We start from the raw sequence: 23,185 nt of genomic DNA on the forward strand, positions 1-23,185 counted from the left end.
TTGCTGTAAATAAGTTCTCAGATGGGTTGGAGCTTGCGCAATTCAACAGGTTCACGCAACTGGCTCACTGACACATTGCAGCGGGTGCCCAGCCTGCTGCGCGGCCTCCATGACCTGATTCACTTTAGTGGCTGCCATGTCGCGGGAATAGACCCCACAGACACCGCGGCCATCGAGGTGGATCTTCAACATGATCTGCGTCGCGGTTTCGCGGTCCTTGCTGAAGTACTCCTGCAGCACCACGATCACGAACTCCATGGGGGTGTAGTCATCGTTCAGCATGACCACCTGGTACATCTGGGGCGGCGCAGTTTTCTGCGGCCGGCGCTCCAGAACGACCGAATCTCCGTCATCCCCGGCCGGTTTTTGGGCCGGAGGGGTTGGGGGAGTCTTGGGAATTCTCGTTGCCATGAAAAAGATTCTATAGAGCGTGCAAGCACCGTGCCGACGCGAGAAGACTTGGTGGCGCGTACTCGACAAATCAAGGGCCTTGCGCCGCGCACGACAGCACGGGCACGAAATAAACCGGCGAATTGCCGGCCTGCTCAGATATTGCGCAGGATTGGCTTATTTGGCGCTGACATTTTTCTGCCTCGCGACCGGACCGGAGGCGGCAAATCGGGCGGCAATGCGTCGATTTCCTCGTCGGTGAGCTCTCTTTCGAGCTCCTCTGCCACGGCGACAGGCACCGGCTGCGGCCGGCGGACGCTCGTAGCTTCATGCACATCTGCAGGAGTCGGGGGTGGCACAGATGCAGATTTTTTTCCCGGCTCGCGATCCGATGGCTGTCCCGTGTTCGGCTTGGGAGGCCTGGGAGTAACGGGCTCAAGCAGCAACGCGCGCCATTCGGCCTGCCTCTGGTCTTCCTGGTCCGCCTGCCAGCGCTTCTGTTCGCGCAGCAGCTCCCTGTGGCGCTCCGTGTGCTGCCGCCCCAAAAGCTCCAGTTCGACCCGAGCTGCCTTCTGGACCCACTGCGGCACGCACAGCAAGGCCTGCTGCAAGTCCCGCTGGACTTGCTCGCTGGCGAGTTCGAAAGCCCGTCGTTGTGCCTTCAACTGCGCGCGAGCCGTCTGCGAAAAGACCCAGGCGCCCAGACCCGCGCCGAGCGCTCCCAGGACGATGCAAGTCAACAGGAAGCAGATCTGCATCTCAAGTTCTATCAAACACGTTCCCCCTCTGAATCCCATTTCTGCAACAGATCGAGCGGAATGGCATTGGCCACCAGCGCGAAACGCTGGCCGACCATGCGCTCGGCCTGCTTGAGCAACACCGCCACCGGGCTGCTGGGTTCGTGGTTTTCGAACCACTGGCGTGCGCTGCGAATCGCCTGAAGCGCGTCGTCGCGCGAAGCAAGACCGGAAACGCTCGGGCGCAGGACGCCTTCGCGAGGCGAGACGGGCTCGGTACGCCGGACCACGTCGATTTCGTCGAACGGTTTCAGGAGGTCGATCAGCGCCTGGAGCGAAGGCGCGTCCCCACCCAGTTGGCGTACCGCCCATTCAGCGATCTGCCGGGTTGCCCGCAGTGCCTCCGACAACAGGTTCACCGGCGCATCGGCATCTCCATTCGCAGCCAGACGCAGTTGGGCGAGCTGCTGGGCGACCGACTCAGGACTCGGCGCGTCGACCAGGCGAGGTACCGACCTGGCACGCTCGATTTCGCGCACCGTCAAATGCCTCGCGGCATTGGCTGCGACGACGATCTCCCGCACATCACCCAGCAATCCATCGGGATCCGCCAGCGCCGCCAAGGCATTGGCGCGGACCGCGGGATCACGCTCCCCCTCTACAACAAGCTGCGGATGCACCGCGTCGGGCCAGCGCTCCAGCACCTCGGACAGCACGGCCAACGACTGCGCTAGCCCCGCTGCCTGCGCCACCCTTGTACGTGCCCGGCACAGCCAGACGAAGAGGTTGATGTCCCGGGTCCGCAGCAGCAGGCGGCGGCAATCGCGCTCGATCTCGGCCCAGTTCGGCGCTTCCGGCGTTCCGACGAACTGCCCGTATTGCGCGTCACCGCGCGGTGACATGCGCGAGAGCAGCACGGCGTACTCCGCGTCGTATTCGAGGCTGGGACCGCAAGGATCGCTGGCGTTCAAGGGCTGGAGCTCGACGGCTGGCACGAGGGGGCTGTCAACGTAGGTCATGGATGGCGGGAGAAAAGAGTCAATGAACGGCCTGGGTGGCCTGGGTGGCCTGGGTGACCTGGGTGGCTTGGGTATCGCTGCGATGGCGCGAGCCGATGTATTGCTCGGGCTCGAACACCATTCCCACGGTGAAGCCGACAACTTGTGCGGCTTGGCCCTTCGAGCCGCCCAGCCACGTAGACCATCCGAGCTTTTCCGAATCGTCGAGCCGGGCGGGCGGCGTGCTGTCGTTGCGCAGGCGCAGCTCGACCTCCCAGACAAACTCGTAGCCGATGAAACCCCGCACCCATTCGACGAGCAACGGGAGGTCTCGCCCGTGAGGGGTAAAGCGCAGGTACTGGTCGAGCGTCAATGGACCGATCACCAGCCGGAACTTGTTCTGCCGATCGGCCACGACCTCTCCCGCAATCGCCCCCATCGCCATGACGCTGGAAGCGCGTGCCTGCCCCAGATGGCACTGGTCTTCGTCGTCGATCCGAATCCAATGCAGCACGAACTCCTGGAGCTGCACGGGTACGGCAAAGAAGCGGGCGAGCGTCGCAGCCAATCCGTCGGGGTTGCGTGCCTCCCGGGTCAGGTGCGTGGAGGCGGCGAGACGGGCATGCGTTGGCAATGCCGAGTCGCGGATCTCCAGCGGGTCATGCCCCGTGAGGCGAGCTACGTAGCGACTGAAGGCCTCGTCCTCGGCACGGTCCAGTCCCGCCGCCGCCTGGCTCTGCGCCCATGCGCGGTACATGTGCGTCAGGTAGCGATGGTGGAAAAGGTCCAGGAAGTCCGCCAATGTGCTGTCGTTGTAGTTCTCGACACGGTCGCGGATCAACTCCGTGTAGTGCAGCGGAAGCGGTCCGTTGGGACCCAGGAGACCCAGGCCGTACACGCGCACCGTGGGTAAGTCCGGATTGTTTCCCGGGCGCGGCAGCGCCGCGCCTGGGAAGGCCGGTTGCAGCTCGCCCGGCAGCGCCGCACCGGCGATTTCGCGCGGCGCGAATATCAATGCCGCCACCTGTCCCAATCGAAAGGACTCTTGCTGCGGACGGCTGGCGAGCCCGATCGGGGGGTGCGGCGAACAAGCCGCACCGATGCGCCTCAATACGGCAAAGAAGCCGAACTTCCAGGGCGCATCGCGCAATCGCGTGAACATTTCCTGCAACGCGGGCTTCGCGGGAGATTGCCTCACAGAACGCCTTCGCGATCGCTGTCGTCATGGCGAGCGCCTGTTCCGGCCGAACCGATCCGGACATGGCTGTCCGGCGAGAGCTCGTGGTGCTCGCGTCGCGTCAAGCTGGGCAACGGGACCTTGGCCACGCGGGCAAGCTCCGGCGCGAACATGCCCAGTAGATCCTGCGAGGGCTCCGCATCGAGGAGCCCCGACCTCGCGAGCGGTTCGAACGCCTCGATGACCTGGTCGATGCCTTCGCGCGGCAGCAGGATGTCGCGCAGCAAGGGATACGTCTCGGCCTGCCTGCTCAACTCTTCCAACGTGGGGGCTGCCTCCGTACCGAAAGCCACGAAGCCCTCCCAGGGCGTGCGGCCGGCAAGCTGGCCGGGATCCTGGACCACGCGCACGAACTCCTCGTGCAACTCATCCAGCAGAACACCTGCAGGTCCGGCATCGAGCGATGGTCCGGCGGAAGGCGCGGTCCGCGCTTCGAATCGCGGTCTTTCGTCAAGCAGTGCAGCCAAGGTGTCCGCAGCGGGTCGAGACCTTGCACCCGCGATGTCGAGCACGCCGAAAGGGTCTGTCAGAGGATCGGTTCGCCGGCCGTTGTCGCTGCCCGGGCTATTGAGGTCGCGCAGATCGAAGGTTTGTGACGGCGCGGTCCCGATGGTCCGGTCTTCAGGCACGGCCGACTGGATCGCTTGTGTTTCGAGGGCCGCAGGCATTGGTTCAGGCGCTTGTCGAGCCTCTTGCGTCCCCTGCTCAAGCACGAAGCGCAGCAGCCCCAGTTCGAGCGTATCGCCTACCGCGACAGGCACCACCGCGCCTGCCCGGACTCGCTTGCCGTTGCGCGCGCACATCAGCGTGTAGCTGCCATTGCTCAATTGCCATCCCTCCGCTTCCCCGCACCAGGCAATGCGGCACAGATTGGCGACGGCTCCTGCACCAACGCCGTGGTGCTCGGCACACGGCTGGAGGATGTCGGCCATGCCCGCGCCGGCCGGCGGAATCGACATGGTTTCATCTCGCGACTCTCCACCGCTGTGGGTGAGGCGAAGAACCAAAGGAGCCACGTGAGTAGTGTTCCCCGCACCAGGACTGCCAACTTTCACGGCGAGGCGCTCCACAGTCTTTTCAGCTTGTGGGCCGCACCGATGAAACGGCCGTTGGCGTCCTGTTGCCAGAACGCACTTTCGGCACGAGCGCCTTGCAAACGGTGCGGCCAATCGGCCCACGGAAGATGGCGGACGCCATGCAGTTCGGCCGCGGGATCGTTGCGAGGGGCCGGGCCCGTTCGCTGATTGAGCAAAGCTTGCATCCAGCGAACGCGCTGTACGGAGAAGTCCTTTTCCAACTCGCGGCTCTCTGCGCGCAGCGCATGCAACGTGGTCTCCAGGGCATGAATATCGGCAAGTCCCATGCATGCCTGGCGAGCGACGGCGCGCGCAAGCCAGAACTGCCAATCGAGCGGCTGACAAAGCTGTGCCTCGAAATGCCGGATGGCCCGGCGCGGCAACTCCTGCTGATAGATCACCAGGGGATGAGACCGCCCTTCCCTGTCGACGGACAGCGCAATCACGCCAAGCACAAACCGTTGCCGCGCGAACGGCAAGCTGCCGGGTGGCAGCGCGAAAGCAACCGGCACCGACATGGCCCTCGCGCTGGCCTCGACGTCCGCGTCAAGGCCGTGCGTCGCGAGCCATTGCGTCCACGCCTCCGCTTCACCCTGCCGCACGCCGCTGCATACGAGGTCCGTGTGGCCCCGCAACCTGCCCCAGATAGCCGGTGGAGATGTGCGCCAGGGAGCGATCAATCTTGCGAGCATGGAATCAGGACTTCATGCCGCTCGACCCGGGCAGCGGAAGCCCTTGAGCACATCGCTGTTGAGCGGGTTGGGCTGGCTGCCCGAGTTGATGTCGATCAACGCCTTGCGACCGTCGAACGAATATTCGACGCTCAGCCGCCCCGGCGTCGCCGTGTTCACGATGCGACCCTTTTCAAGCAATCGGAACAACGCCCATGGACCACTGGCCAGAAGGGTCGAGGTAGGTCCCGAGATGCGCGGATTGGCCGTGATCTCCGCCATTGCACCGCCACGCGGCCCAGGCCAATGAACGGTAAACGCCTGCACCGGGCCATGGATGTAGCGCTGGCCCTGCCCGTCGATGTCGATGATCAGATCGGTGATGCTGGGCTCCAGTTCGAGCACCCGCAGGTCCATCTTCCAAGCGAGTTTCTTGCCGCCCGCATCGCGGAAGAAAAGGTCGCGGATCTGCTGGGCGCGATAGAAGGCATCGAGGTTCGGCCCGCTTTGCGCCAACAGCTTGAGCAGTTCGCCAAGCAATGTCGGCCCTGGGGTCGCGGGAGCCGGTGCCACTCCGCCGGCAACACCCTCGGCACCGGCAACGGCCTGGGCCACATTCGGATCCTTGTAGCGCCATGGACGCACGCTGGTATCGACGTAGGAAGCCAGGTACTTATTGAAGAACTCGTCCGCGGCGCCGCTCGCGGCGAAGACCAGCGTGAAGTCTTCTATCGATGCGTCCTGCGCCACCGCGGCCAGCGGATAGCGCCCTTCCACGCCACGCTTGCACGGTTCACTGACCTGCATCGCCATCAGGCCCATGATGCGATCGAGCTGCTGCTGGGCCTGGTTGCGCAGGATGCCTGTGGAACCGAGCGCCACCTTGTCGCCGCCGCTCGTGGCCAATGCGGTCAGCACCTCGCGAAACGGCGCCGGGAGCTTTCCGGCCTCCAGCTTCAGCCGCGAACCGACTTCGGAGCCTCCGGGTGGAAGGCTTCCTGCAGTCAGCGCCGTATCGGCCACGACAAGCAGCGTGTAGAACTCGTTGACGAGGCCCGAGATTGTTTCGAGCCCCGGCTTGGCGCCGGTGGCTCCAGCGCTTGCAGCACCGATATCCGGCTGGCCCGTCACCACTTCGCGCAACGCGGCAAAGCGGTTGTCGACGATTTCCTTTTCGAGTCGTTCCTCCGCGCGAATGCCGAGGTTCCTGCCGATCGCGCTGGTCTGCTTGTTCAGTTCATCGGAAGCCTTGTCGAGGAACCCCTTTTCCTCCTGGGCACGCACGACCAGCGGACGCGACAGCGTGGTCTCGCGTGCCGCCGCGCGCGCCAGCCGCGCCAGCGGCGAGTCGGGCGCGGCGAACTGCCGCAACACGCTCAGGTCGAACCCCAGGCTGGTGCCGGTGGTGTCGCTGCCCCCGACCGTGCGAATCGATTCGAGAAAGGATTCCCAGTGCTGGGCATATTCGCTCAGGTACTGGCGACGGATGTCGTCGAGGAACGGATCGTTCTGCAATTTTCGGGCAGCAGCATCGAGCACCGCTGAAGCATTGCGCCCCATCACCCATGCGTCGTCGTCAATGGCCTGCCCGACGAATTCCGGCAACCGCTTGCTGAAGACGTCGTGGTATCCGTCGTAGGTGAAAAGGCCCGGCACGCCTTTCTCGAGAGGCAGGCCGCCGGCACGGGAGAACACGGTGCCGGCTTGCGGCCCGACCGCCCGGACCAATGTGAACTCCTGGGGGGCTTCGCGCAGCATCGCCGCCTTGGCGCGTTCGTAGACGCGTTGCGTCGAGGTGTTGCTGTTCAGGAAGTCCTGCACCGCACGCACGAGCGCCTCGTTGGGCAGCGATGCCGACTGCACCGGACGCTCGCCGGAAAAGAGTGCCGTGGCATGGCCTGCCATCGAAGCGCGCCCGCCAAAGGCGGCGGCACTGTCGGCATGCTCCCAGTCCTTGAGAACCCAGTTGCTGACGTCCCGAGCGCCTCCTTTCATGTACCGGTCCTTGTCGTGCAGGAGCTTGTAGACGCGCAGGGTTTCATAGGCGGCCTTCGCATCGCCGTCCTTCATGCTCTGCGTCAGCACGGCCTCCATGCGCTGCAGGATGGTCGGGAGCAAGGTGTGGTCCTGCAGCTGGGCGTAGGTGTCGGCAGTCACAGCCAGCACTGGCGGCACGCTGTACAGGCCATAGCGAAAGCTGCCCGGCGGGCTGTCGATGTCCAGCCCCGCATAGCCGGGCAACTCGCGCGCGCCGTTCAGCACATCCGGTACGCCAGATGGCTTGAAGCTGCCGAACAGCGCGCTCACTTGACCCGCGAGTACATCGGTACGCTGGCTGACAGTGTCCAGGTATCGACGGTTATTGCCGAAGCTCACGGCCAGCGCACCGGCCAGCCAGATGAAGATCACGAGCGCCAGGGCGTGCCCCATCAGGCGCAGCAGCCGGAACCGAAATTCCCAGCGCAGATTGGGCCTCACCAGATGGGCTTCCGGGATGATGACCTTGGTCAGCAACTCCTGGAGAAAGAATCCTTGCTGCCCCTGTTCGGGCGACGTGCCCGCGGCTTGCAGACCCGAAGATGACGACGGGCCGAGGCTGCTCTGCAGTCGCTGGACCAGCGTCTGGTGGTCGGCGGGCACCTCCGCATGAGCTTGCGCACCGCTCGTGAAGTACACGCCGCGCAGCGTGTCGTGCAACTGGGTCCTGTCGAAGCGCGAGACGAGAAAGATCTGGTCCAGCATCGGCACCAGCGGCACAGCCAAGGCGGCCAGTTCCTTGGGCAGTGCAAACAAGCGCTTGCGGCGCTCGACGTCGAACTCCTCATTCAGCCTCGCACGGAGCCCCTCGGCCAACCGGTCGTTGAGCAATGCGAGCTCCTTATCCATCTGCGTGCGCAGGCTGTCTCGGGCCTGCGTTCCGGCCCGCGTGTTCTTTATGCCGTGGAATGGCAGCGCGAAGCCCCAGGCCTGCATGCGCCCTTCGCTGGTGAGCGATTGAAAGTATTCGCTGAATCCCCGCAACAGATCCATCTTCGTGACGACCACATACACGGGAAAGCGGATGCCCAATTCCTGGCGCAGATCGGTCAGGCGGTCGTGCACCAGGCTCGCATGCTCGGCACGCTCCATCTCGGTCATGGTCAGCATCTCGCCTGCATCGAGCGCGACGATCACGCCATTGAGCGGCGCACGCGTGCGGTGCTTGCGAAGCAGGCCGAGGAAAGCGCGCCACTCGACCGGATCGGTTGCAGGATTGCGCTCCTGCGTGGTGTAGCGGCCTGCTGTGTCGATGAACACGGCCTCGTTGGCAAACCACCAGTCGCAATGCAGCGTGCCCCCTTCAGACTTGAACACCACGCGCTTCGACGCATTGCCCATCTGGCGCGCCAGGGGAAACTGCAGCCCGGCGTTGAGCAGCGCCGTGGTTTTCCCCGCGCCGGCGCTGCCGATGACCATGTACCAGGGCAGTTCGTACAGATAGCGATTGCCTTCGAACAGGCGACGCAATCCACCGCGCCCGCGCAGGCCCTTGAGTTGCGCCAAGGCGCGATGGACGGCGGCGGTGACCGTCTTGATCTCTTCCTTGGCCGTCTCGTCCTTGCCCGCGTCCTTCCCGAAGCTCAGGACCTTCGCGAGCAGGTCCTCGTTGTTGCGCAAGGCCTGCCAGAAGCGATAGAGCCAGGACAACGCGTACAGCAGCAGGATCGCGCCAATGATCGCCACGCGCACCCCGACCGATGCGAGCGGCTTTACAGCACCAATATCTAGCAAGGGCCCCGCGTGCCAGAGCAACAGGCACAGCGCTGCCACCCCGACCAGGCTGTACGGCCCCGAAACGAGCCAGAGGATGCCAAGCACCAGCAGCAGCACGATGAAGGCCACGCGCACGCCGACCGAAGCCAGCGGACGCAGTCCATCCACGGCAAGCAAGGGACCGACGAACCAGATCGCCAGCGCCAGCAGCACCATGGCGACGAAAGCCAGCATCTGCCGGGAAAAAAGAAATGCCAGGAACTGTTTGAGGTATTGCATGAGTGACTCTCGGCCTGCCTCTAGCGCGCCGCCGGCTTTGCGGCGGGCGACGCGGCGCTACCGCCGTCGCCCTGAATGACGACGATGTCGACACGGCGATTCCTGGCGCGCCCAGCCGCCGTTGCGCTGTCGGCCACCGGCATCGTGTCGCCGCGCCCTTCGGTACGGATGCGCGACGCCACCACGCCCTTGCCCAGCAGCACGGCAGTCACTGCGTCGGCCCGCTTCTCGCTCAAGACCTGGTTGTTGGGGAACTCGCGGGTCTTGATCGGGCGGTTGTCGGAGTGGCCGGTGACCTGGACGGAGCCCGAAACCTGGTTGATCTCGTCCGCCACCTTGTCCAGGACCGGAAGAATCTTTGCGTTCAGACGCGCCTGGCCGGGGACGAACATGTCGTCACCCCTGAACGAGACCGCGCTTCGGTGCTCGTCTTCATCCACGCTCACGGTCCCGCGTGCAATCTCGGACGCCAGCAGCTCTTTCAGGCGCAGCGGTTTGACCGCAGGCGCTGGCGGTGCGGGTGGCGGACGCATCCGGCCGATGGCGGCGATGCGTTGCTCCACGTCGGCGCTGGTCTGCAACAGCTGGTACTTGTACCAGGCGAACAGGCCGCACAAGACCAATGTCAGCAGCGACACCGTCAGCCACACCGGAATGCTGCGCAACAGGCGGAACGTGCCCGCACCCACACCCTTCCAGTGCGGGGAAAGATCGCGCGGGACTTCGCCGCGCGCCGTACCAAGCAGCGTGAAGAGCCGATGGCGAACCGTCTCCAACTGCCGGCGCCCGTTGGTCGCAGTGCCAAAGCGTCCCTCGAAGCCCAGCCCAAGGACCTGGTACATCAGCTCGAGCAGATCGATGTGCTCCTGCGGACTGGCGGCCAGCCGGCCGACCAGCAGGAAGAACTTGTCGCCGCCCTTCGTGTCACCGTGGAATTTCGCAGCCAGTTGCTGTCCGGCCCAGATGCCGGCTTCGCCATTCTTGCCGCCGCCCCACTCCGTGCTGTTGGCCGCCTCGTCGAGTGCGGTGCACAGCGAATAGCTGGCCGCGACCGCATGTTCGTGCCTGATCTGCGCGCTGCCGCAGAGCGATTGAAAGCTCGCGACCTCGCGCTCCAGCAGCTGATGCAGGATCGTGACGCCCTCATTGCCGAGCGTCGCCGGCATGTCGGCGAGTGCGCGCAGCAGCGGCTGCGCGGCTTCGAGCAGGGGATTCCTGGCGGCAGTGACCGCGAGCAGACGCACTTGCATCGATGGCTCGGGGGCAAGATGCACACCCTTATCCGGATCGCCCGCCCAGGAGTCGTTGGATGAAGGGTCGGCAGACGGATCGAGCCCTCTCGAGTCGTCTTGGGGCTCTTCCTGGTTGTGCATGGGATCTTCGACAAAGGGTTTCATTTCTCTCGGATGCCCCAGAGCTCAAGACGCAAACCAGGGAACTCACCCGCCACATGCAACGCCAGTCCACCGTGCTTGACCATGTGCTCCCACAACGGCCCGCGCGAGTCGATCTGAAAGTAGACAAAGCCCGCGTTGAAAGGGATCTGGCGCGGCGGCACCGGCAGCGTTTGCAGCGGAATGCCGGGCAGATGCGAGCGGATGAGTTCGCCGAGCCGATCGCTCGGCCCGACCTTGCAGCGCGCCGGAAACTCGCTGGCCAGCTGATCGGGCGGTGTATGAGCCGCCACGGCGAACACGAGGCTCGAGAAGCCTTGCAGCTCCGAGGGCTCGACGCTTGCCACGCGCACGCCGTTGGCGCGATTGGCGAGGGGAATACTTTGCGCACTGCGAACCAGTACATCGTTGAGCAAGGCCTGTACATCGGCTATCAGCCCCCTGAAAGACAAACACGGATCGATGTGCCGATAGGCCGGGTGCTCGGTGGGGCGACGCGTGCTCGCCCGCACGAACGTCGCAAGCTCTCCGCTGAGAGAGCACAAGGCGGTGTACAGCACCTCCGGCGAGGTCTCTCGCACACGCAGCCAGTGCTCGAACAAGGGCTCGTAGCGATTGAGTATCTGCAGCAGCAGGAAATCGGACACTTCGGCCGATTCGCTCGACTTGCCGTCATTGCCGCTGAGCCGTGCCGCGAGCGTTTGCGCGCGGAGACGGCACAGGCCGTGCAGATTCGTCATCCAGTCGGCCAGCAGCGGGCTCGCACCGTAGCCGGCGACGGGCGGGATCAGATACGGATCGGTGGCGATGCTCCCATCGGAACGCAGCACCGTCACCTTGGCGAGCGGAAGACCGATCCAGGCATCGGTCAGCTCCCGTTGCGGAAGCAGACGCAAGCGAAGGCGCGAAAGCTGCACCGTCTTCGGGCCCTGCCCGATGGAATTCGCGTCGCGCAACTCGGTGTCGAAGACCGAGAAGCGTGCGAGCGACGCAGCAGCAGCCATCGCGTCGTCGAAAGTCGTTTCCTCGCCATTGGGCGTGCGAATGGGCACGGCCAGATGGATGACCTGCTCCAGATGCTCCGGCTGGATGGTGAGCGGCGCGGGCGGCAGCGTCTGGCCGGGGGCGTCGAAGGGGGTGCCGTCCGAAAAAATGCCTGCGGCACTGGCAAGCACCAGCTTGCCAAGGGACAGGGACTCCGCATCGATGCTGTAGTGATTGAAGCCCCAGTAGAACGGACTGAGCGAGGCCGTGCGCTTGTGCGCGAGGTGTTCGAGATAGCGCTCCTGCTGCTGGAACAGCTGCGGGCGCAGGAAGAGTCCTTCGCTCCAGGCGACTTTGTTGTACCAACTCATGGGATCGATCGTTGTGCGTTCAAGTCGCAGGCCTATTTGAGGGGGGTGAGCTGGATGCCCTTGGCTTGAAGGTCGATCTGCAACTTGAGCTTGTTCGCCGGCAGGACCGAGCGATACCAGGCGACTTCCGGTGCGGGATCGATCTTTTGCACCGCTCGCCAATCGGCTTGCGCGAGATCGCGGTAGCCGGCGACGACACCGATGGCCGCAAGGTCGGGGTGCGATTTGCGGCGGATGGTCTTGACATCGCCGGGCCGCAGGATGAATTCGTCTCGAACGAGCAGCTCGCTGCCGATCAGGGCCTTGTCATTGCTGGAGAGCGAAAAGTAGTCGGCGGCTTCGAAGACGCCTTCCGACTTGAGTTCGTAGATGCGCACCAGGATGGGCGCCGCCCGGCCCTTGTCGTCGGGATTGACGCCGGCCTCCGCCGTGATCGTGATATCGAGCTTTGTCTGCTCTCGCGGGTAGGAGAACTGGGCATGCGAGGGCTGCGCCGTGGCCAGTGCGAGCGCCAGAACGAGCAACGAGAGCACCACGAAAAGCCATTGCCGTGAGGCGGTTCGCCGGGGACAAGGCACATTGAATGACATGCTGAAAAGGACGTGATGCGGTCCGGAGACGGGAATGGCCATATGCAGCGCAACGCACCTTCGTGCGCCACGCCGCTTGAGGCCGTAAGGCTCTGAGCCGGCTCAGGCTCTGCCGGCGTTGTCAGGACTCCTTGTTGCCCTTGATGTCGTAGCCGGCCGTCACCGCGCCACCGCTGCCGCCTTGGGCGTTCTGCACCGAATACTCCTGCTTGATCTTCGAGAAGGACAGGCGCACGCGTTCCCTGATGCGCAACTCATCGGAGTTCGAACCGAAAGGCTGGACGGCCGTGATGATCACGTCGGAGAACGTGAGCTTGAGGTACTCGAGCGGATTGCCGCCGGCCTTGCGGACGGTGAGCTTCGCCTCCTGGACGTGCTTGCCTGTGAGGCAATACTTCATCAGGTTGGGACTCGATCGATCGACGTAGTGCTCGAACTCCAGATCCTCGACGGTGGCTTTGCCGGCGCCGCCGCCCGAGCCCGCATGCATGGTGGATTCCTGGAAGGCTTTCCAGTTGAAGGCCAGCACCTCGATCTCGTTCTTGTGGTCGGAATCCTGGGACTCGCCTTCGATCCCGTTGATTTTCAGAAAAATGTCTTGCGTCATAAAAACTCCCTGAACTTTGTTTTTTCAATATCTGACTGATGCGCTCCAGCACCCTTCGGCGCTTCGAGCGACTTCGCGGGGTGGCGTCTTTGCGCCACTTCATCGAACAACTCGGAATGGATGGAGGCAGGCCTGTCAGGCCGCCTCTTTGAGAGACGGCAACTTTGCGACGAGGCGCAATGAAACGGTCAAGCCTTCGAGCTGGAAATGCGGGCGCAGGAAGAACTTCGCGCTGTAGTAGCCGGGGTTGCCCTCGATGTCTTCCACAACGACTTCAGCCGCCGCGAGCGGCCTGCGCGCCTTGGTTTCCTGCGACGAGTTGGCGGGATCGGCATCGACGTAATGCATGATCCATTCGTTGAGCCAGCGCTGCATGTCCTCGCGCTCCTTGAAGGAACCGATCTTGTCGCGAACGATGCACTTGAGGTAGTGTGCGAAACGGGTGCTCGCGAACAGGTACGGCAGGCGGGCCGACAGATTGGCATTGGCCGTCGCATCCGGATCCATGTACTCCTGCGGCTTCTGCATCGATTGCGCACCGATGAAGGCAGCGTGATCGGTGTTCTTCCGATGCACCAGCGGAATCAGGCCTGCCTTGGCGAGCTCGGCTTCGCGGCGGTCCGAGATGGCGATCTCGGTCGGGCACTTCATATCGAAGCCGCCGTCGTCGGTCGGGAAGGTGTGGCATGGCAGGTTTTCCACCGTGCCGCCCGACTCCACGCCGCGGATCATCGTGCACCAGCCGTAAAGCTTGAAACTGCGGTTGATGTTGACGGCCATGGCATAGGCCGCGTTGCTCCAGACGTAGTTCCGATGATCGGCGCCTTCGGTTTCCTCTTCGAAATCAAACTCGTCGACCGGGTTGATCTTTGCGCCATAGGGCAAGCGCGCGAGAAAACGCGGCATGGCGAGACCGACGTAGCGCGAGTCTTCGGTGTTGCGCAACGAATTCCAGGGGGCATGCTCGAGATTCGAGGTGATCTTCGCGAGGTCACGGGGATTCGCAAGTTCTTGCCACGACTCCATGCCGAGCAACGAAGGTGCCGATCCCGCGATGAACGGCGCATGCGATGCGGCCGAAATCTTGGCAATGGCGCCGAGCAGTTCGACATCGGGCGGCGTGTGGTCGAAGTAGTAATCCGCCACGAGGCAACCATAGGGCTCGCCACCGAGTTGTCCGTACTCTTCCTCGTAGATGCGCTTGAAGATCGGACTCTGGTCCCAGGCAATGCCCTTGTGGCGACGAAGCGTGCGGCGCACCTCATCCTTCGACACGTCCATGAAACGGATCTTGAGCTTCTCGTCCGTTTCGGTGTTGTAGACCAGGTGGTGCATGCCGCGCCAGGCCGACTCGACCTTCTGGAAGTCGTCCTTGTGCAGCACGAGATTGATCTGCTCCGAAAGCTTTCGATCGATCTCCGCAATGATGGCCTCGATGCTGCTGTAGGCATCGTCGGTCATCGTCGCGGCATTGACGAGCGCCTGCTCGGCCAAGGTCCGAACGGCTGCCTCGACGGCGTCGCGAGCCTCATCGGTCTTGGGCTTGAACTCCTTGTCCAGCAGGGACGCAAAGTCGGAAGGGTTGGCGTATTGCGCCGTGACCGGCGCGTCGAGCACGGCATCGCTTGTGGTGTTCATGTGAAGTTCCTAGGTTCGGATTCACGCCGCCGAGTCGGCAGTCGGTGCGTCGTTGTGATCTGTTGCCGCGCGGGGCTTGGGAGCCTGCGCCAACGACTTCATGAGCGCGGGGTCTTGCAGCAGCTTGTTGAGCAGGCCTTCGGCACCGGCCTTGCCGTCCATGTAGGTCTGGAGATTGGCAAGTTGGGTGCGCGCCTCGAGCAGCCGGCTCAATGGCTCGACCTTGCGGGCCACGGCGGCCGGCGAGAAGTCATCGATGCTCTCGAAGGTGATGTCGACCATGAGCTGGCCTTGGCCCGACAGCGTGTTGGGCACGGCGAAGGCCACGCGCGGCTGGATCGCCTTCATGCGCTCGTCGAAGTTGTCGATGTCGATGTCGAGGAACTTGCGGTCGGCCACCGGCGGCAACGCCTGGGTGGGTTTGCCGGAAAGATCGGCCAGCACACCCATGACGAAAGGCAGTTCGATCTTTTTCTCCGAGCCGTAGATTTCCACGTCGTATTCGATCTGCACGCGTGGGGCCCTGTTGCGGGCGATGAATTTCTGACTGCTGTTGTTGTTTGTCACGAAAACTCCCTGATGAAAACTAAGAAATAGAGTCCTGGAAACACTGCGCTTTGAAGCGTCAGACGTACTCGGTATGGCAGGTGACGACATCTCCTTCCTGCGAACGCGGCCCTGTTTTCCCGAGTGGCCTTGCGTCGACAGATATCCGGACGATCGTTCGCTTTTCCTGCAAGGCGTTGAGCCACTGCCGCGACAAGACCGGGAGCAGGTTCTGCTCGATGAAGCCCGTCAGTCGGCGTGCCCCGGTTTCATGCGTGCCGCATCGATCGACGATTTCGGCCACCAAGCCGGGGCCGTATTGCAATTCGATGCCATGCTGCTTTTTCATCCGATGCACCACATGGTCCAGATGCAGCGAGACGATGCGACCCAGGGCCTGCGCACCCAATGGCAGATAAGGCACGACGGACAGGCGCCCCAGGAATGCGGCCGGGAAAACCTGGCGAAGAACAGGCTGGAGCGCTTCGCGCAGGGTTTCGACTTCGGGCGACGATGCGGGGTCTTCGCACAGGCTCTCGATGAGTTCCGCACCTGCGTTGCTCGTCAACAGGATGGTGGTGTTTCTGAAGTCGATGCGGCGGCCTTCACCGTCTTCCATCCAGCCTTTGTCGAACACCTGGTAGAAGATTTCGTGGACGTCCGGATGCGCCTTTTCCACCTCGTCGAGCAGGATCACGCTGTAGGGCTTCCGGCGCACGGCCTCCGTCAGAACACCGCCTTCTCCGTAGCCCACGTAGCCCGGCGGCGAGCCCTTCAGTGTCGAGACGGTGTGCGGCTCCAGGAACTCGCTCATGTTGATGGTGATGAGGTTCTGCTCGCCGCCATACATGGCGTCCGCAAGTGCCAACGCGGTTTCGGTCTTTCCGACGCCTGATGGACCGGCCAGCAGGAAGACGCCGACCGGCTTGTTCGGATCGGTCAGCCGCGCCCGCGACACACGGATGCGCTCCGCAATCGCGGCAAGCGCGCGGTCCTGGCCGACGACGCGTTCGCCGAGAGTGGCTTCGAGCCTGAAGACCGCGGCAACTTCGTCTTGCACCATTCGGCCCACGGGTATCCCAGTCCAATCCGCAACGATGGCCGCGATCACCGACTCGTCGACCTGAGAAAGAACCAATGGCGAGTCCTGTTGGCGCAACAGGAGCTCTTCTTCCAGAGCATGCAGTCGCGCCGAGGGCCACTCGCCCTCGGCGCCACTCTCCCTCCCCCCCTTCTCCTCCCTCTTCTTTGTTCTCAGCGATTGAATCTGCTGAACCATCGCAAGCTCTTCTTGCCACCGGGCCTCGTAGGTCGACAGTTCGTGTTCGGTGGCATCGAGTCGGGCGTTTGCCGCTTCGAAGCGCTTTGATCGGGCATCACTTCCCCGCGAGATCGCGCTTTCCTGAGCCAGCAAGGCGAGTTCCACGTCCAGGGCTGCGATTCGCTGGCGCAGTTGATCGACCACGGCGGGTGGCGTGTGCAGCGACATGGCGACACGTGCACAGGCCGTGTCGAGCAGGCTGATGGCCTTGTCCGGCAACTGGCGCGACGGAATGTAGCGATGGGACAGGGACACCGCCGCCCGCACCGCCTCGTCCAGCACCGTGACACCGTGATGTTCGGCAAAGACGGCGACCAGCCCGCGCACCATTTCGACGGCCGAGGCCTCCTCCGGCTCGGCGACCTGCAGCGTCTGAAAACGACGGGTCAACGCAGGGTCCTTCTCGATATGGCGCTTGTATTCGCTCCACGTGGTCGCGCCGATGGTGCGCAAGGTGCCGCGTGCGAGAGCAGGCTTGAGCAGATTGGCTGCATCTCCGGTACCAGCCTGTCCGCCGGCACCGATCAGGGTGTGCACCTCGTCGATGAAAAGAACGACCGGCTGACTCGACTTGCTCGCTTCTTCGAGCAGAGACTTCAGACGGGACTCGAACTCCCCCCGCATGCTGGCACCAGCGAGCAACGCACCTACATCGAGACTGAGCAGGCGAGCATCGCGCAGCGAGGGCGGAACCTCGCCGTTGGCGATTGCCAGCGCGAGTCCTTCGACCACGGCTGTCTTGCCCACCCCGGCCTCTCCGGTGAGCAGAGGGTTGTTCTGCCGCCGGCGCAGCAGGATGTCGACCATCGTGCGGATCTCGTGTTCGCGGCCGATCACCGGATCGATTTCGCCGCCGCGCGCGCTGTCGGTCAGGTCTCGGCAATACCGCGCCAGGGCGGATTTGCCGTCCGGCGAATCGGCGATCGCGCCGCTCGCTTCTCCTGGCATTGCGGCCGGGAGGCCCAAGCCATCGTGCGACCCTTCGTTGTCTTCCGGGGAGCCTGCGATGAGGGAAATGACGTCATCCATCAACTGCTCGACCGGGAGCTTTCGGAAGGCGGGCGATACGCCAAGGAGCAGCCGCCGCAGATCTGGCGTTTGCACCAACGCCGCAAGCAGCCACGCACTGCGCACACGACGATCGCCGAATTCGAGGCTGGAGAGAATCCAGGCGCGCTCGATGGCCGTTTCGACGTGATGGGAAAAATCGCTCAGCGATGTCGCGCCCGAGGGCAATTCCGACAATCTGGAAATCAGATCTTTTTCGACAACCTGAAAATCAATTTGGTAATGGCGGCAGATGCGATGCAAATCGCTGTCATTGATTTGCCAGATTTGATGAATCCAGTGCGTCAATTCGACATATGGATTTCCTCTCAGCTTGGCAAATGCTGTTGCGGCTTCAATGCCGCGAAACAGGGTGAGATTGAGCTTGCCGAACAACGCCCGTCGGGAGATCGCCATTGCAACCTATCGGTTCGCAGGTGACGTCAATTGCGCAATGAAATCACGCGGCTTTCCAATCGGCAAAGCACTGACGCCTGCTGTTTTTCTGCCCATTTCTCGCTCCCTATGCTTTTTCGAATAGGCGCGATTCTGCGTGCTTGTGCAGACCTGTGGCGGAGCACAGTTTCTACCAATAGTTAAACGCCGAAAGCAGGCAATTGATCTGTGAAATTTCTCCGGGAGCAGACGATCCAGAAATTCGCAAGTAGTAATTTCTATTGAATGAAGCGGATATTTGGCAACAAAAAAGCCCTTGAATTCCTTTCGGAAGTTCAAGGGCTCATTGCCTGACGTCGCAAGACGTCGAAGCGGCGCAGTGTGGATTACATGTGCTCGATCATTACCTGCCCGAAGCCCGAGCAGCTCACCTGCGTCGCACCTTCCATCAGGCGCGCGAAGTCATAGGTCACCCGCTTGCTGGCAATCGACTTCTTCATCGCGCTGATGATCAGGTCGGCCGCTTCGATCCAGCCCATGTGGCGCAACATCATTTCGGCCGAGAGGATTTCGGAGCCGGGGTTCACGTAGTCCTTGCCGGCGTACTTGGGCGCGGTGCCGTGCGTGGCCTCGAACATTGCGACGGTGTCGCTCAGGTTCGCGCCCGGAGCGATGCCGATGCCGCCGACCTGTGCGGCCAGCGCGTCGGACACATAGTCGCCGTTGAGGTTCAGCGTGGCGATCACGCTGTACTCGGCGGGGCGCAGCAGGATCTGCTGCAGGAACGCATCGGCAATGCTGTCCTTGACGGTGATTTCCTTGCCCGTCTTCGGGTTCTTGAACTTCATCCACGGGCCGCCGTCGATCAGCTCGGCGCCGAACTCCTTGGCGGCCAGGTTGTAGGCCCAGTCACGGAAGCCTCCTTCGGTGAACTTCATGATGTTGCCCTTGTGCACGATGGTCACGCTGGGCTTGTCGTTGTCGATGGCGTACTGGAATGCCTTGCGCACGAGGCGCTCGGTGCCTTCGATCGACACGGGCTTCACGCCGATGCCGGATGTGTTGGGGAAGCGGATCTTCTTGACGCCGAGCTCGTCCTGCAGGAACTTGATGAGCTTCTTGGCCTTGTCGCTTTCGGCTTCGAATTCGATGCCGGCATAGATGTCTTCCGAGTTCTCACGGAAGATGACCATGTTGGTCTTGTGCGGCTCGCGCACTGGACTGGGGACGCCTTCGAAATACTGGATGGGGCGCAGGCACACGTAGAGGTCGAGTTCCTGGCGCAGCGCGACGTTCAGCGAGCGAATGCCGCCGCCGACGGGCGTGGTGAGCGGGCCTTTGATGGAGACGACGTAGTCGCGCACGGCGTGCAGGGTTTCCTCGGGGAGCCAGACGTCGGGGCCATACACCTTGGTCGACTTCTCGCCGGCATAGACCTCCATCCAGTGGATCTTCTTCTTGCCACCGTAGGCCTTGGCCACTGCGGCGTCCACCACCTTGAGCATCACCGGCGTGATGTCCAGCCCAGTACCGTCACCTTCGATGAAGGGGATGATCGGTTGATCGGGCACATTCAGCGAGTTGTCCGCGTTGACCGTGATCTTCTGGCCTTCGGCCGGGACTTTGATGTGCTGATAGCTGGGCATGAGGTCGAAGGCTCCGGGAGTGATGTAATTTTGAGGAGTGTCAGCGAATTCAGACAGCGAGGGGCTTCCGCTGTACAACCGGCTAACAAATCGCTGTACATTTTAGACGCTGCCCATCAGCTGGCGTTTGTCAACCATGGGGCCATTGGGCTCGTTACTGGCTGACCTTCTGCTCGCCGGGAGGCGTTTCCAACCAATTCTCGATAGAGGAATCTTCAATGAGCAAAATTCTCGCAGTCATGATCGCTGGTCTGTTCGCAGCTGGCGCCTATGCCCAAAACCCGGCCGGCACCACGCCCGAACAAGGGAACGCAACCAACAGCAAGCCGCAAGCACGCGCCGAAGCCAAGAAGGATGCCAAGCCTGCTGGTCAAGTGGCCGCTCCCGCTGGCGACATCGCCAAGACGCCCGAAGGCGGCAACCTCGGCGGCGACAAGGCTGCAGCCTCTGGCGAAAAGCGCGCTGAAACGCGCGACCAACGTCGTCGCAACAAGGACGGCAGCGTCAAGCGCAAGTCGACCCAAGGTCCTACGCCCAAGTAATTCGGCGTCCCCTGAAAAAAGCGCTCCTCGGAGCGCTTTTTTTCGTCCGCCTCGACCAAAGTGCTGTCAACCGCGTGCGATGGGCTCCGTTGAATGTGGACCTTCCACAGGGAGGTGATCCAAATCAACGATATCAAAGGATTTCTCATGAACAAGCTGCTCGCAGCCCTGGTCGCCGGTCTCTTCGCTGCCGGTGCTTTTGCTCAAACCCCCGCACCCGCGGCCGCCGCTCCGGCCGCACCTGCTGCTCACAAGGCCAAGGCCAAGCACGCAGTCAAGAAGCACAAGGTTCGCCACGTGGCCAAGGCCCACACGGCTGCCGCCAAGAAGGTGTAAGCTTTCAAGCCCACCCGGCAATGCCCGCATCAGCGGGCATTTTTATTGGTTACGGGCCGGCCTTCCACGACCCGCCCTGAAAGAGTTGTCCGATGTTTCAGCGTTTAGCCGCCCTGCTCCTGCTGTCCGCCTCGTTCGTGATGCCGACGCATGCCCAACAACAGCAGCAACAACCCCAGACCGATCTTGCGCGCACGCAGTTGTCGGTCGGCCTGTACAAGATCGATACCCAGATTGCCCAGACGCCGCAGCAGCGTGAAATCGGGCTGATGTTCCGCAAGAACATGCCGCAGGCGGAGGGCATGATCTTCGTTTTCGAGCAGCCCGCCACGCAGTGCTTCTGGATGCGCAACACCCTGCTGCCGCTGACCGCCGCCTTCGTGGCGGATGATGGCCGCATCGTCAACCTGGTCGATATGCAGCCGCTGACCGAGAACTCGCATTGCTCCGAAGAGCCCGTGCGCTATGTGCTCGAGATGAACCAGGGCTGGTTTGCCAAGAAGAACATCAAGAAGGGTGCCAAGCTCGGCGGCGAACTGTTCTCGGCCGCCAAGCGCTGAGTTTCTGCCGCCTTCAGCCCTCAAAAAAGCCGACCCGAGGGTCGGCTTTTTTAATGCGCGAATGTGGCTCAGCCGAAGTTCTTGGCCGCGAAGTCCCAGTTCACCAGCTTGGCCAGGAAGGTCTCGACAAACTTCGGGCGCAGGTTGCGGTAGTCGATGTAGTAGGCGTGCTCCCAGACGTCCACGGTCAGCAGCGCCGTGTCAGCGGTCGTCAGCGGCGTGCCGGCGGCACCGGTGTTCACGATGTCCACCGAACCGTCGGCCTTCTTCACGAGCCACGTCCAGCCCGAACCGAAGTTGCCGACTGCCGACTTCACGAAGGCTTCCTTGAAGGCGTCGTAGCTGCCCCACTTCGCATCGATGGCCTTGGCCAGCGCGCCGGTGGGGGCACCGCCGCCTTGGGGCTTCATGCAGTTCCAGAAGAAGGTGTGGTTCCAGATTTGCGCAGCGTTGTTGTAGATGCCGCCGCTGGCCTTCTTGATGATTTCTTCCAGCGTGAGGGCTTCGAATTCGGTGCCCTTCTGCAGGTTGTTGAGGTTCACCACGTAGGCGTTGTGGTGCTTGCCGTAGTGGTACTCGAGGGTCTCCTTCGAATACTCGGGTGCCAGCGCGTCGAGGGCGTACGGCAGGGGTGGGAGCACATGTTCCATGGTTTTTTCTCGTGGGTTGGTTGTGGGGAATAAAGGATTCTAGGAACTAATTTTCGAGAGCGCGTCGGACGTGTTCCCGTTGTTGCTCCCTCCATGCGTCACGGTCAGGTCAACCTCGCCATCCGCGAGCCTTGCGACGACCGCATCGCCTGCATGCAGCTTTTTCGCGCTGACGACCGCCCGGCCATCCGCATCGGTGAGCCAGGCGTAGCCGCGCTGCAGTACGAGTGCCGGATCGAGCAGACGCAGGCGCAGAGCCACGCGCTCCAGGCGTTCGCGCCGCTGCACAAGTGCGCGGTCGAACTTCGCTGGAAGATCGGCCGCGATCGACCGCGGCACCTGCGCCAAGCGCTCTTGTCTCGACAGCACCGCAAAGTGCAGGCGCTGCGCATGGTGCGCCAAGCGAAGTTGCTGGCGAGCCACCAGATTCGATGGGCGGCCGAGGCGGCCCGCGGCCTGATCGAGCCGCTGCCCGAGCACGTCGAGGCGCGTGCCCAGCGCATCGCCGAGCCGCTCGTTGAGCAAATCGAGCGCCCCGAGCCACTGGTCGCGCGGCGCGCTGACGAGTTCGGCCGCGGCGGTGGGGGTGGGCGCACGCAGGTCCGCGCAGAAGTCGGCGATGGTGAAGTCGGTTTCGTGCCCGACACCGCTCACCACCGGCACGGGGCTCTGCACGATGGTCCGCGCCAGCGTCTCGTCGTTGAAGGCCCACAGGTCTTCGATCGAACCACCGCCTCGCACCAGCAGGATCACATCGACGGCGGGCTCCAATGTGTAGAGCGACTGCAGCGCGCGCACCAGCTCGGCGGGCGCATTAGCGCCCTGCACTGCTGCCGGAGCCAAAACCACGGGAATGTGCGGCACGCGCCGTCGCAGCGCGGTCACGACGTCGTGCAGCGCAGCCGCGCCGAGCGAAGTGACGACACCGACCGCGCGCGGCATGGTGGGCAACGCGCGCTTGCGCGCCGGATCGAACAGCCCCTCGGCTTCGAGGCGCGCCTTGCGCTGCAGGAACTGCTCGAAGAGCGCGCCCTGCCCGGCACGCCTCAGGCTTTCGACGACCAGTTGGAGGTCGCCGCGCGGCTCGTACACGGCAAGACGTCCTCGCACCTCCACCTGGTCACCGTCGCGAGGCGAAAAATCGAGCAATCCGGCGGCGCGACGGAACATCGCGCAGCGCAACTGGCCGGACTCGTCCTTGAGCGAGAAGTAACAATGTCCACTTGAGGCGCGCGAAAAACCCGATATCTCGCCGCGCACGCTGACCGGATTGAAGCGAGCGTCCAGCGTGTCGGCCACGGCCCGGCACAGCGCGCCGACAGCCCAGATGCGCGGCCCGGGCGCCGAATTCGTTTCACGCAAGTTCACAAAGCGCACGAATGGCCGAAAGCCACTCTTCCACAACAGGCCTGACTT

The 23,185-nt window shown here is 63.1% G+C and carries 20 protein-coding genes; 3 read left to right on the top strand and 17 right to left on the bottom strand.

What is annotated here, in order from left to right:
- Positions 1-51 precede the first annotated feature (51 nt).
- The 15 genes from clpS to icd all read right to left on the bottom strand — a co-directional run bounded on the left by clpS (position 52) and on the right by icd (position 19,681).
- Positions 52-411: an ATP-dependent Clp protease adapter ClpS gene (gene clpS / locus VARPA_RS16270; RefSeq protein WP_013541678.1), complete on the bottom strand. Its 360-nt coding sequence runs from the start codon at positions 409-411 to the stop codon at positions 52-54.
- A gap of 134 nt (positions 412-545) precedes the next feature.
- Complete coding sequence (locus tag VARPA_RS16275; protein ID WP_041942930.1) at positions 546-1,148, bottom strand: hypothetical protein; 603 nt, start codon at positions 1,146-1,148, stop codon at positions 546-548.
- Positions 1,149-1,159: 11 nt separating this feature from the next.
- Complete coding sequence (locus VARPA_RS16280) at positions 1,160-2,146, bottom strand: ImpA family type VI secretion system protein (protein WP_013541679.1); 987 nt, start codon at positions 2,144-2,146, stop codon at positions 1,160-1,162.
- A gap of 19 nt (positions 2,147-2,165) precedes the next feature.
- On the bottom strand, positions 2,166-3,287 hold the full coding sequence (gene tssG / locus VARPA_RS16285) for a type VI secretion system baseplate subunit TssG (protein WP_144299001.1): 1,122 nt from the start codon (positions 3,285-3,287) through the stop codon (positions 2,166-2,168).
- Between the two features lie 32 nt (positions 3,288-3,319).
- Positions 3,320-4,294: a TagK domain-containing protein gene (locus VARPA_RS16290; RefSeq protein ID WP_167330543.1), complete on the bottom strand. Its 975-nt coding sequence runs from the start codon at positions 4,292-4,294 to the stop codon at positions 3,320-3,322.
- Positions 4,295-4,413: 119 nt separating this feature from the next.
- Positions 4,414-5,130: a TagF domain-containing protein gene (locus VARPA_RS16295; protein ID WP_013541682.1), complete on the bottom strand. Its 717-nt coding sequence runs from the start codon at positions 5,128-5,130 to the stop codon at positions 4,414-4,416.
- Between the two features lie 12 nt (positions 5,131-5,142).
- The gene (gene tssM, locus VARPA_RS16300) at positions 5,143-9,078 is read right to left on the bottom strand and encodes a type VI secretion system membrane subunit TssM (RefSeq protein WP_234974759.1); all 3,936 of its coding nucleotides are present in this window, start codon (positions 9,076-9,078) and stop codon (positions 5,143-5,145) included.
- Positions 9,079-9,161: 83 nt separating this feature from the next.
- On the bottom strand, positions 9,162-10,514 hold the full coding sequence (tssL, locus tag VARPA_RS16305; RefSeq protein WP_167330544.1) for a type VI secretion system protein TssL, long form: 1,353 nt from the start codon (positions 10,512-10,514) through the stop codon (positions 9,162-9,164).
- Between the two features lie 20 nt (positions 10,515-10,534).
- Complete coding sequence (gene tssK / locus VARPA_RS16310; protein WP_013541685.1) at positions 10,535-11,890, bottom strand: type VI secretion system baseplate subunit TssK; 1,356 nt, start codon at positions 11,888-11,890, stop codon at positions 10,535-10,537.
- 32 nt (positions 11,891-11,922) lie between these two features.
- Complete coding sequence (gene tssJ, locus VARPA_RS16315) at positions 11,923-12,522, bottom strand: type VI secretion system lipoprotein TssJ (RefSeq protein ID WP_234974761.1); 600 nt, start codon at positions 12,520-12,522, stop codon at positions 11,923-11,925.
- A 79-nt stretch (positions 12,523-12,601) separates the two neighbouring features.
- Positions 12,602-13,087: an Hcp family type VI secretion system effector gene (locus VARPA_RS16320; protein WP_013541687.1), complete on the bottom strand. Its 486-nt coding sequence runs from the start codon at positions 13,085-13,087 to the stop codon at positions 12,602-12,604.
- A 135-nt stretch (positions 13,088-13,222) separates the two neighbouring features.
- Positions 13,223-14,725 carry a type VI secretion system contractile sheath large subunit gene (tssC, locus tag VARPA_RS16325; protein ID WP_013541688.1) on the bottom strand — a complete coding sequence of 501 codons (1,503 nt, stop codon included), beginning with the start codon at positions 14,723-14,725 and terminating at the stop codon, positions 13,223-13,225.
- A 21-nt stretch (positions 14,726-14,746) separates the two neighbouring features.
- Positions 14,747-15,292 (bottom strand): type VI secretion system contractile sheath small subunit, encoded by a 546-nt coding sequence (gene tssB, locus VARPA_RS16330; protein ID WP_013541689.1) that lies wholly within the window; start codon positions 15,290-15,292, stop codon positions 14,747-14,749.
- A 58-nt stretch (positions 15,293-15,350) separates the two neighbouring features.
- Positions 15,351-18,056, bottom strand: coding sequence for a type VI secretion system ATPase TssH (tssH, locus tag VARPA_RS16335; RefSeq protein WP_013541690.1), 2,706 nt, complete (start codon positions 18,054-18,056; stop codon positions 15,351-15,353).
- 365 nt (positions 18,057-18,421) lie between these two features.
- Positions 18,422-19,681: an NADP-dependent isocitrate dehydrogenase gene (gene icd, locus VARPA_RS16340; protein WP_013541691.1), complete on the bottom strand. Its 1,260-nt coding sequence runs from the start codon at positions 19,679-19,681 to the stop codon at positions 18,422-18,424.
- A 218-nt stretch (positions 19,682-19,899) separates the two neighbouring features.
- On the opposite strand from icd, the gene VARPA_RS16345 reads away from it, so the two are divergent.
- From VARPA_RS16345 to VARPA_RS16355, 3 genes are all read left to right on the top strand, one after another.
- Complete coding sequence (locus VARPA_RS16345) at positions 19,900-20,223, top strand: hypothetical protein (protein WP_013541692.1); 324 nt, start codon at positions 19,900-19,902, stop codon at positions 20,221-20,223.
- 147 nt (positions 20,224-20,370) lie between these two features.
- The gene (locus tag VARPA_RS16350; RefSeq protein ID WP_041942932.1) at positions 20,371-20,559 is read left to right on the top strand and encodes a hypothetical protein; all 189 of its coding nucleotides are present in this window, start codon (positions 20,371-20,373) and stop codon (positions 20,557-20,559) included.
- A 92-nt stretch (positions 20,560-20,651) separates the two neighbouring features.
- Positions 20,652-21,119 carry a DUF192 domain-containing protein gene (locus tag VARPA_RS16355; RefSeq protein WP_013541694.1) on the top strand — a complete coding sequence of 156 codons (468 nt, stop codon included), beginning with the start codon at positions 20,652-20,654 and terminating at the stop codon, positions 21,117-21,119.
- A gap of 68 nt (positions 21,120-21,187) precedes the next feature.
- Here the strand turns inward: VARPA_RS16355 and VARPA_RS31650 are convergent, their stop codons facing one another.
- Both VARPA_RS31650 and xseA read right to left on the bottom strand, forming a co-directional pair.
- Positions 21,188-21,769, bottom strand: coding sequence for a superoxide dismutase (locus VARPA_RS31650; RefSeq protein ID WP_013541695.1), 582 nt, complete (start codon positions 21,767-21,769; stop codon positions 21,188-21,190).
- Positions 21,770-21,808: 39 nt separating this feature from the next.
- Positions 21,809-23,137 carry an exodeoxyribonuclease VII large subunit gene (gene xseA / locus VARPA_RS16365; protein ID WP_049794522.1) on the bottom strand — a complete coding sequence of 443 codons (1,329 nt, stop codon included), beginning with the start codon at positions 23,135-23,137 and terminating at the stop codon, positions 21,809-21,811.
- Positions 23,138-23,185 lie beyond the last annotated feature (48 nt).

This window comes from Variovorax paradoxus EPS, assembly GCF_000184745.1.
GTDB classification, from domain to species: Bacteria; Pseudomonadota; Gammaproteobacteria; order Burkholderiales; family Burkholderiaceae_C; genus Variovorax; species Variovorax paradoxus_C.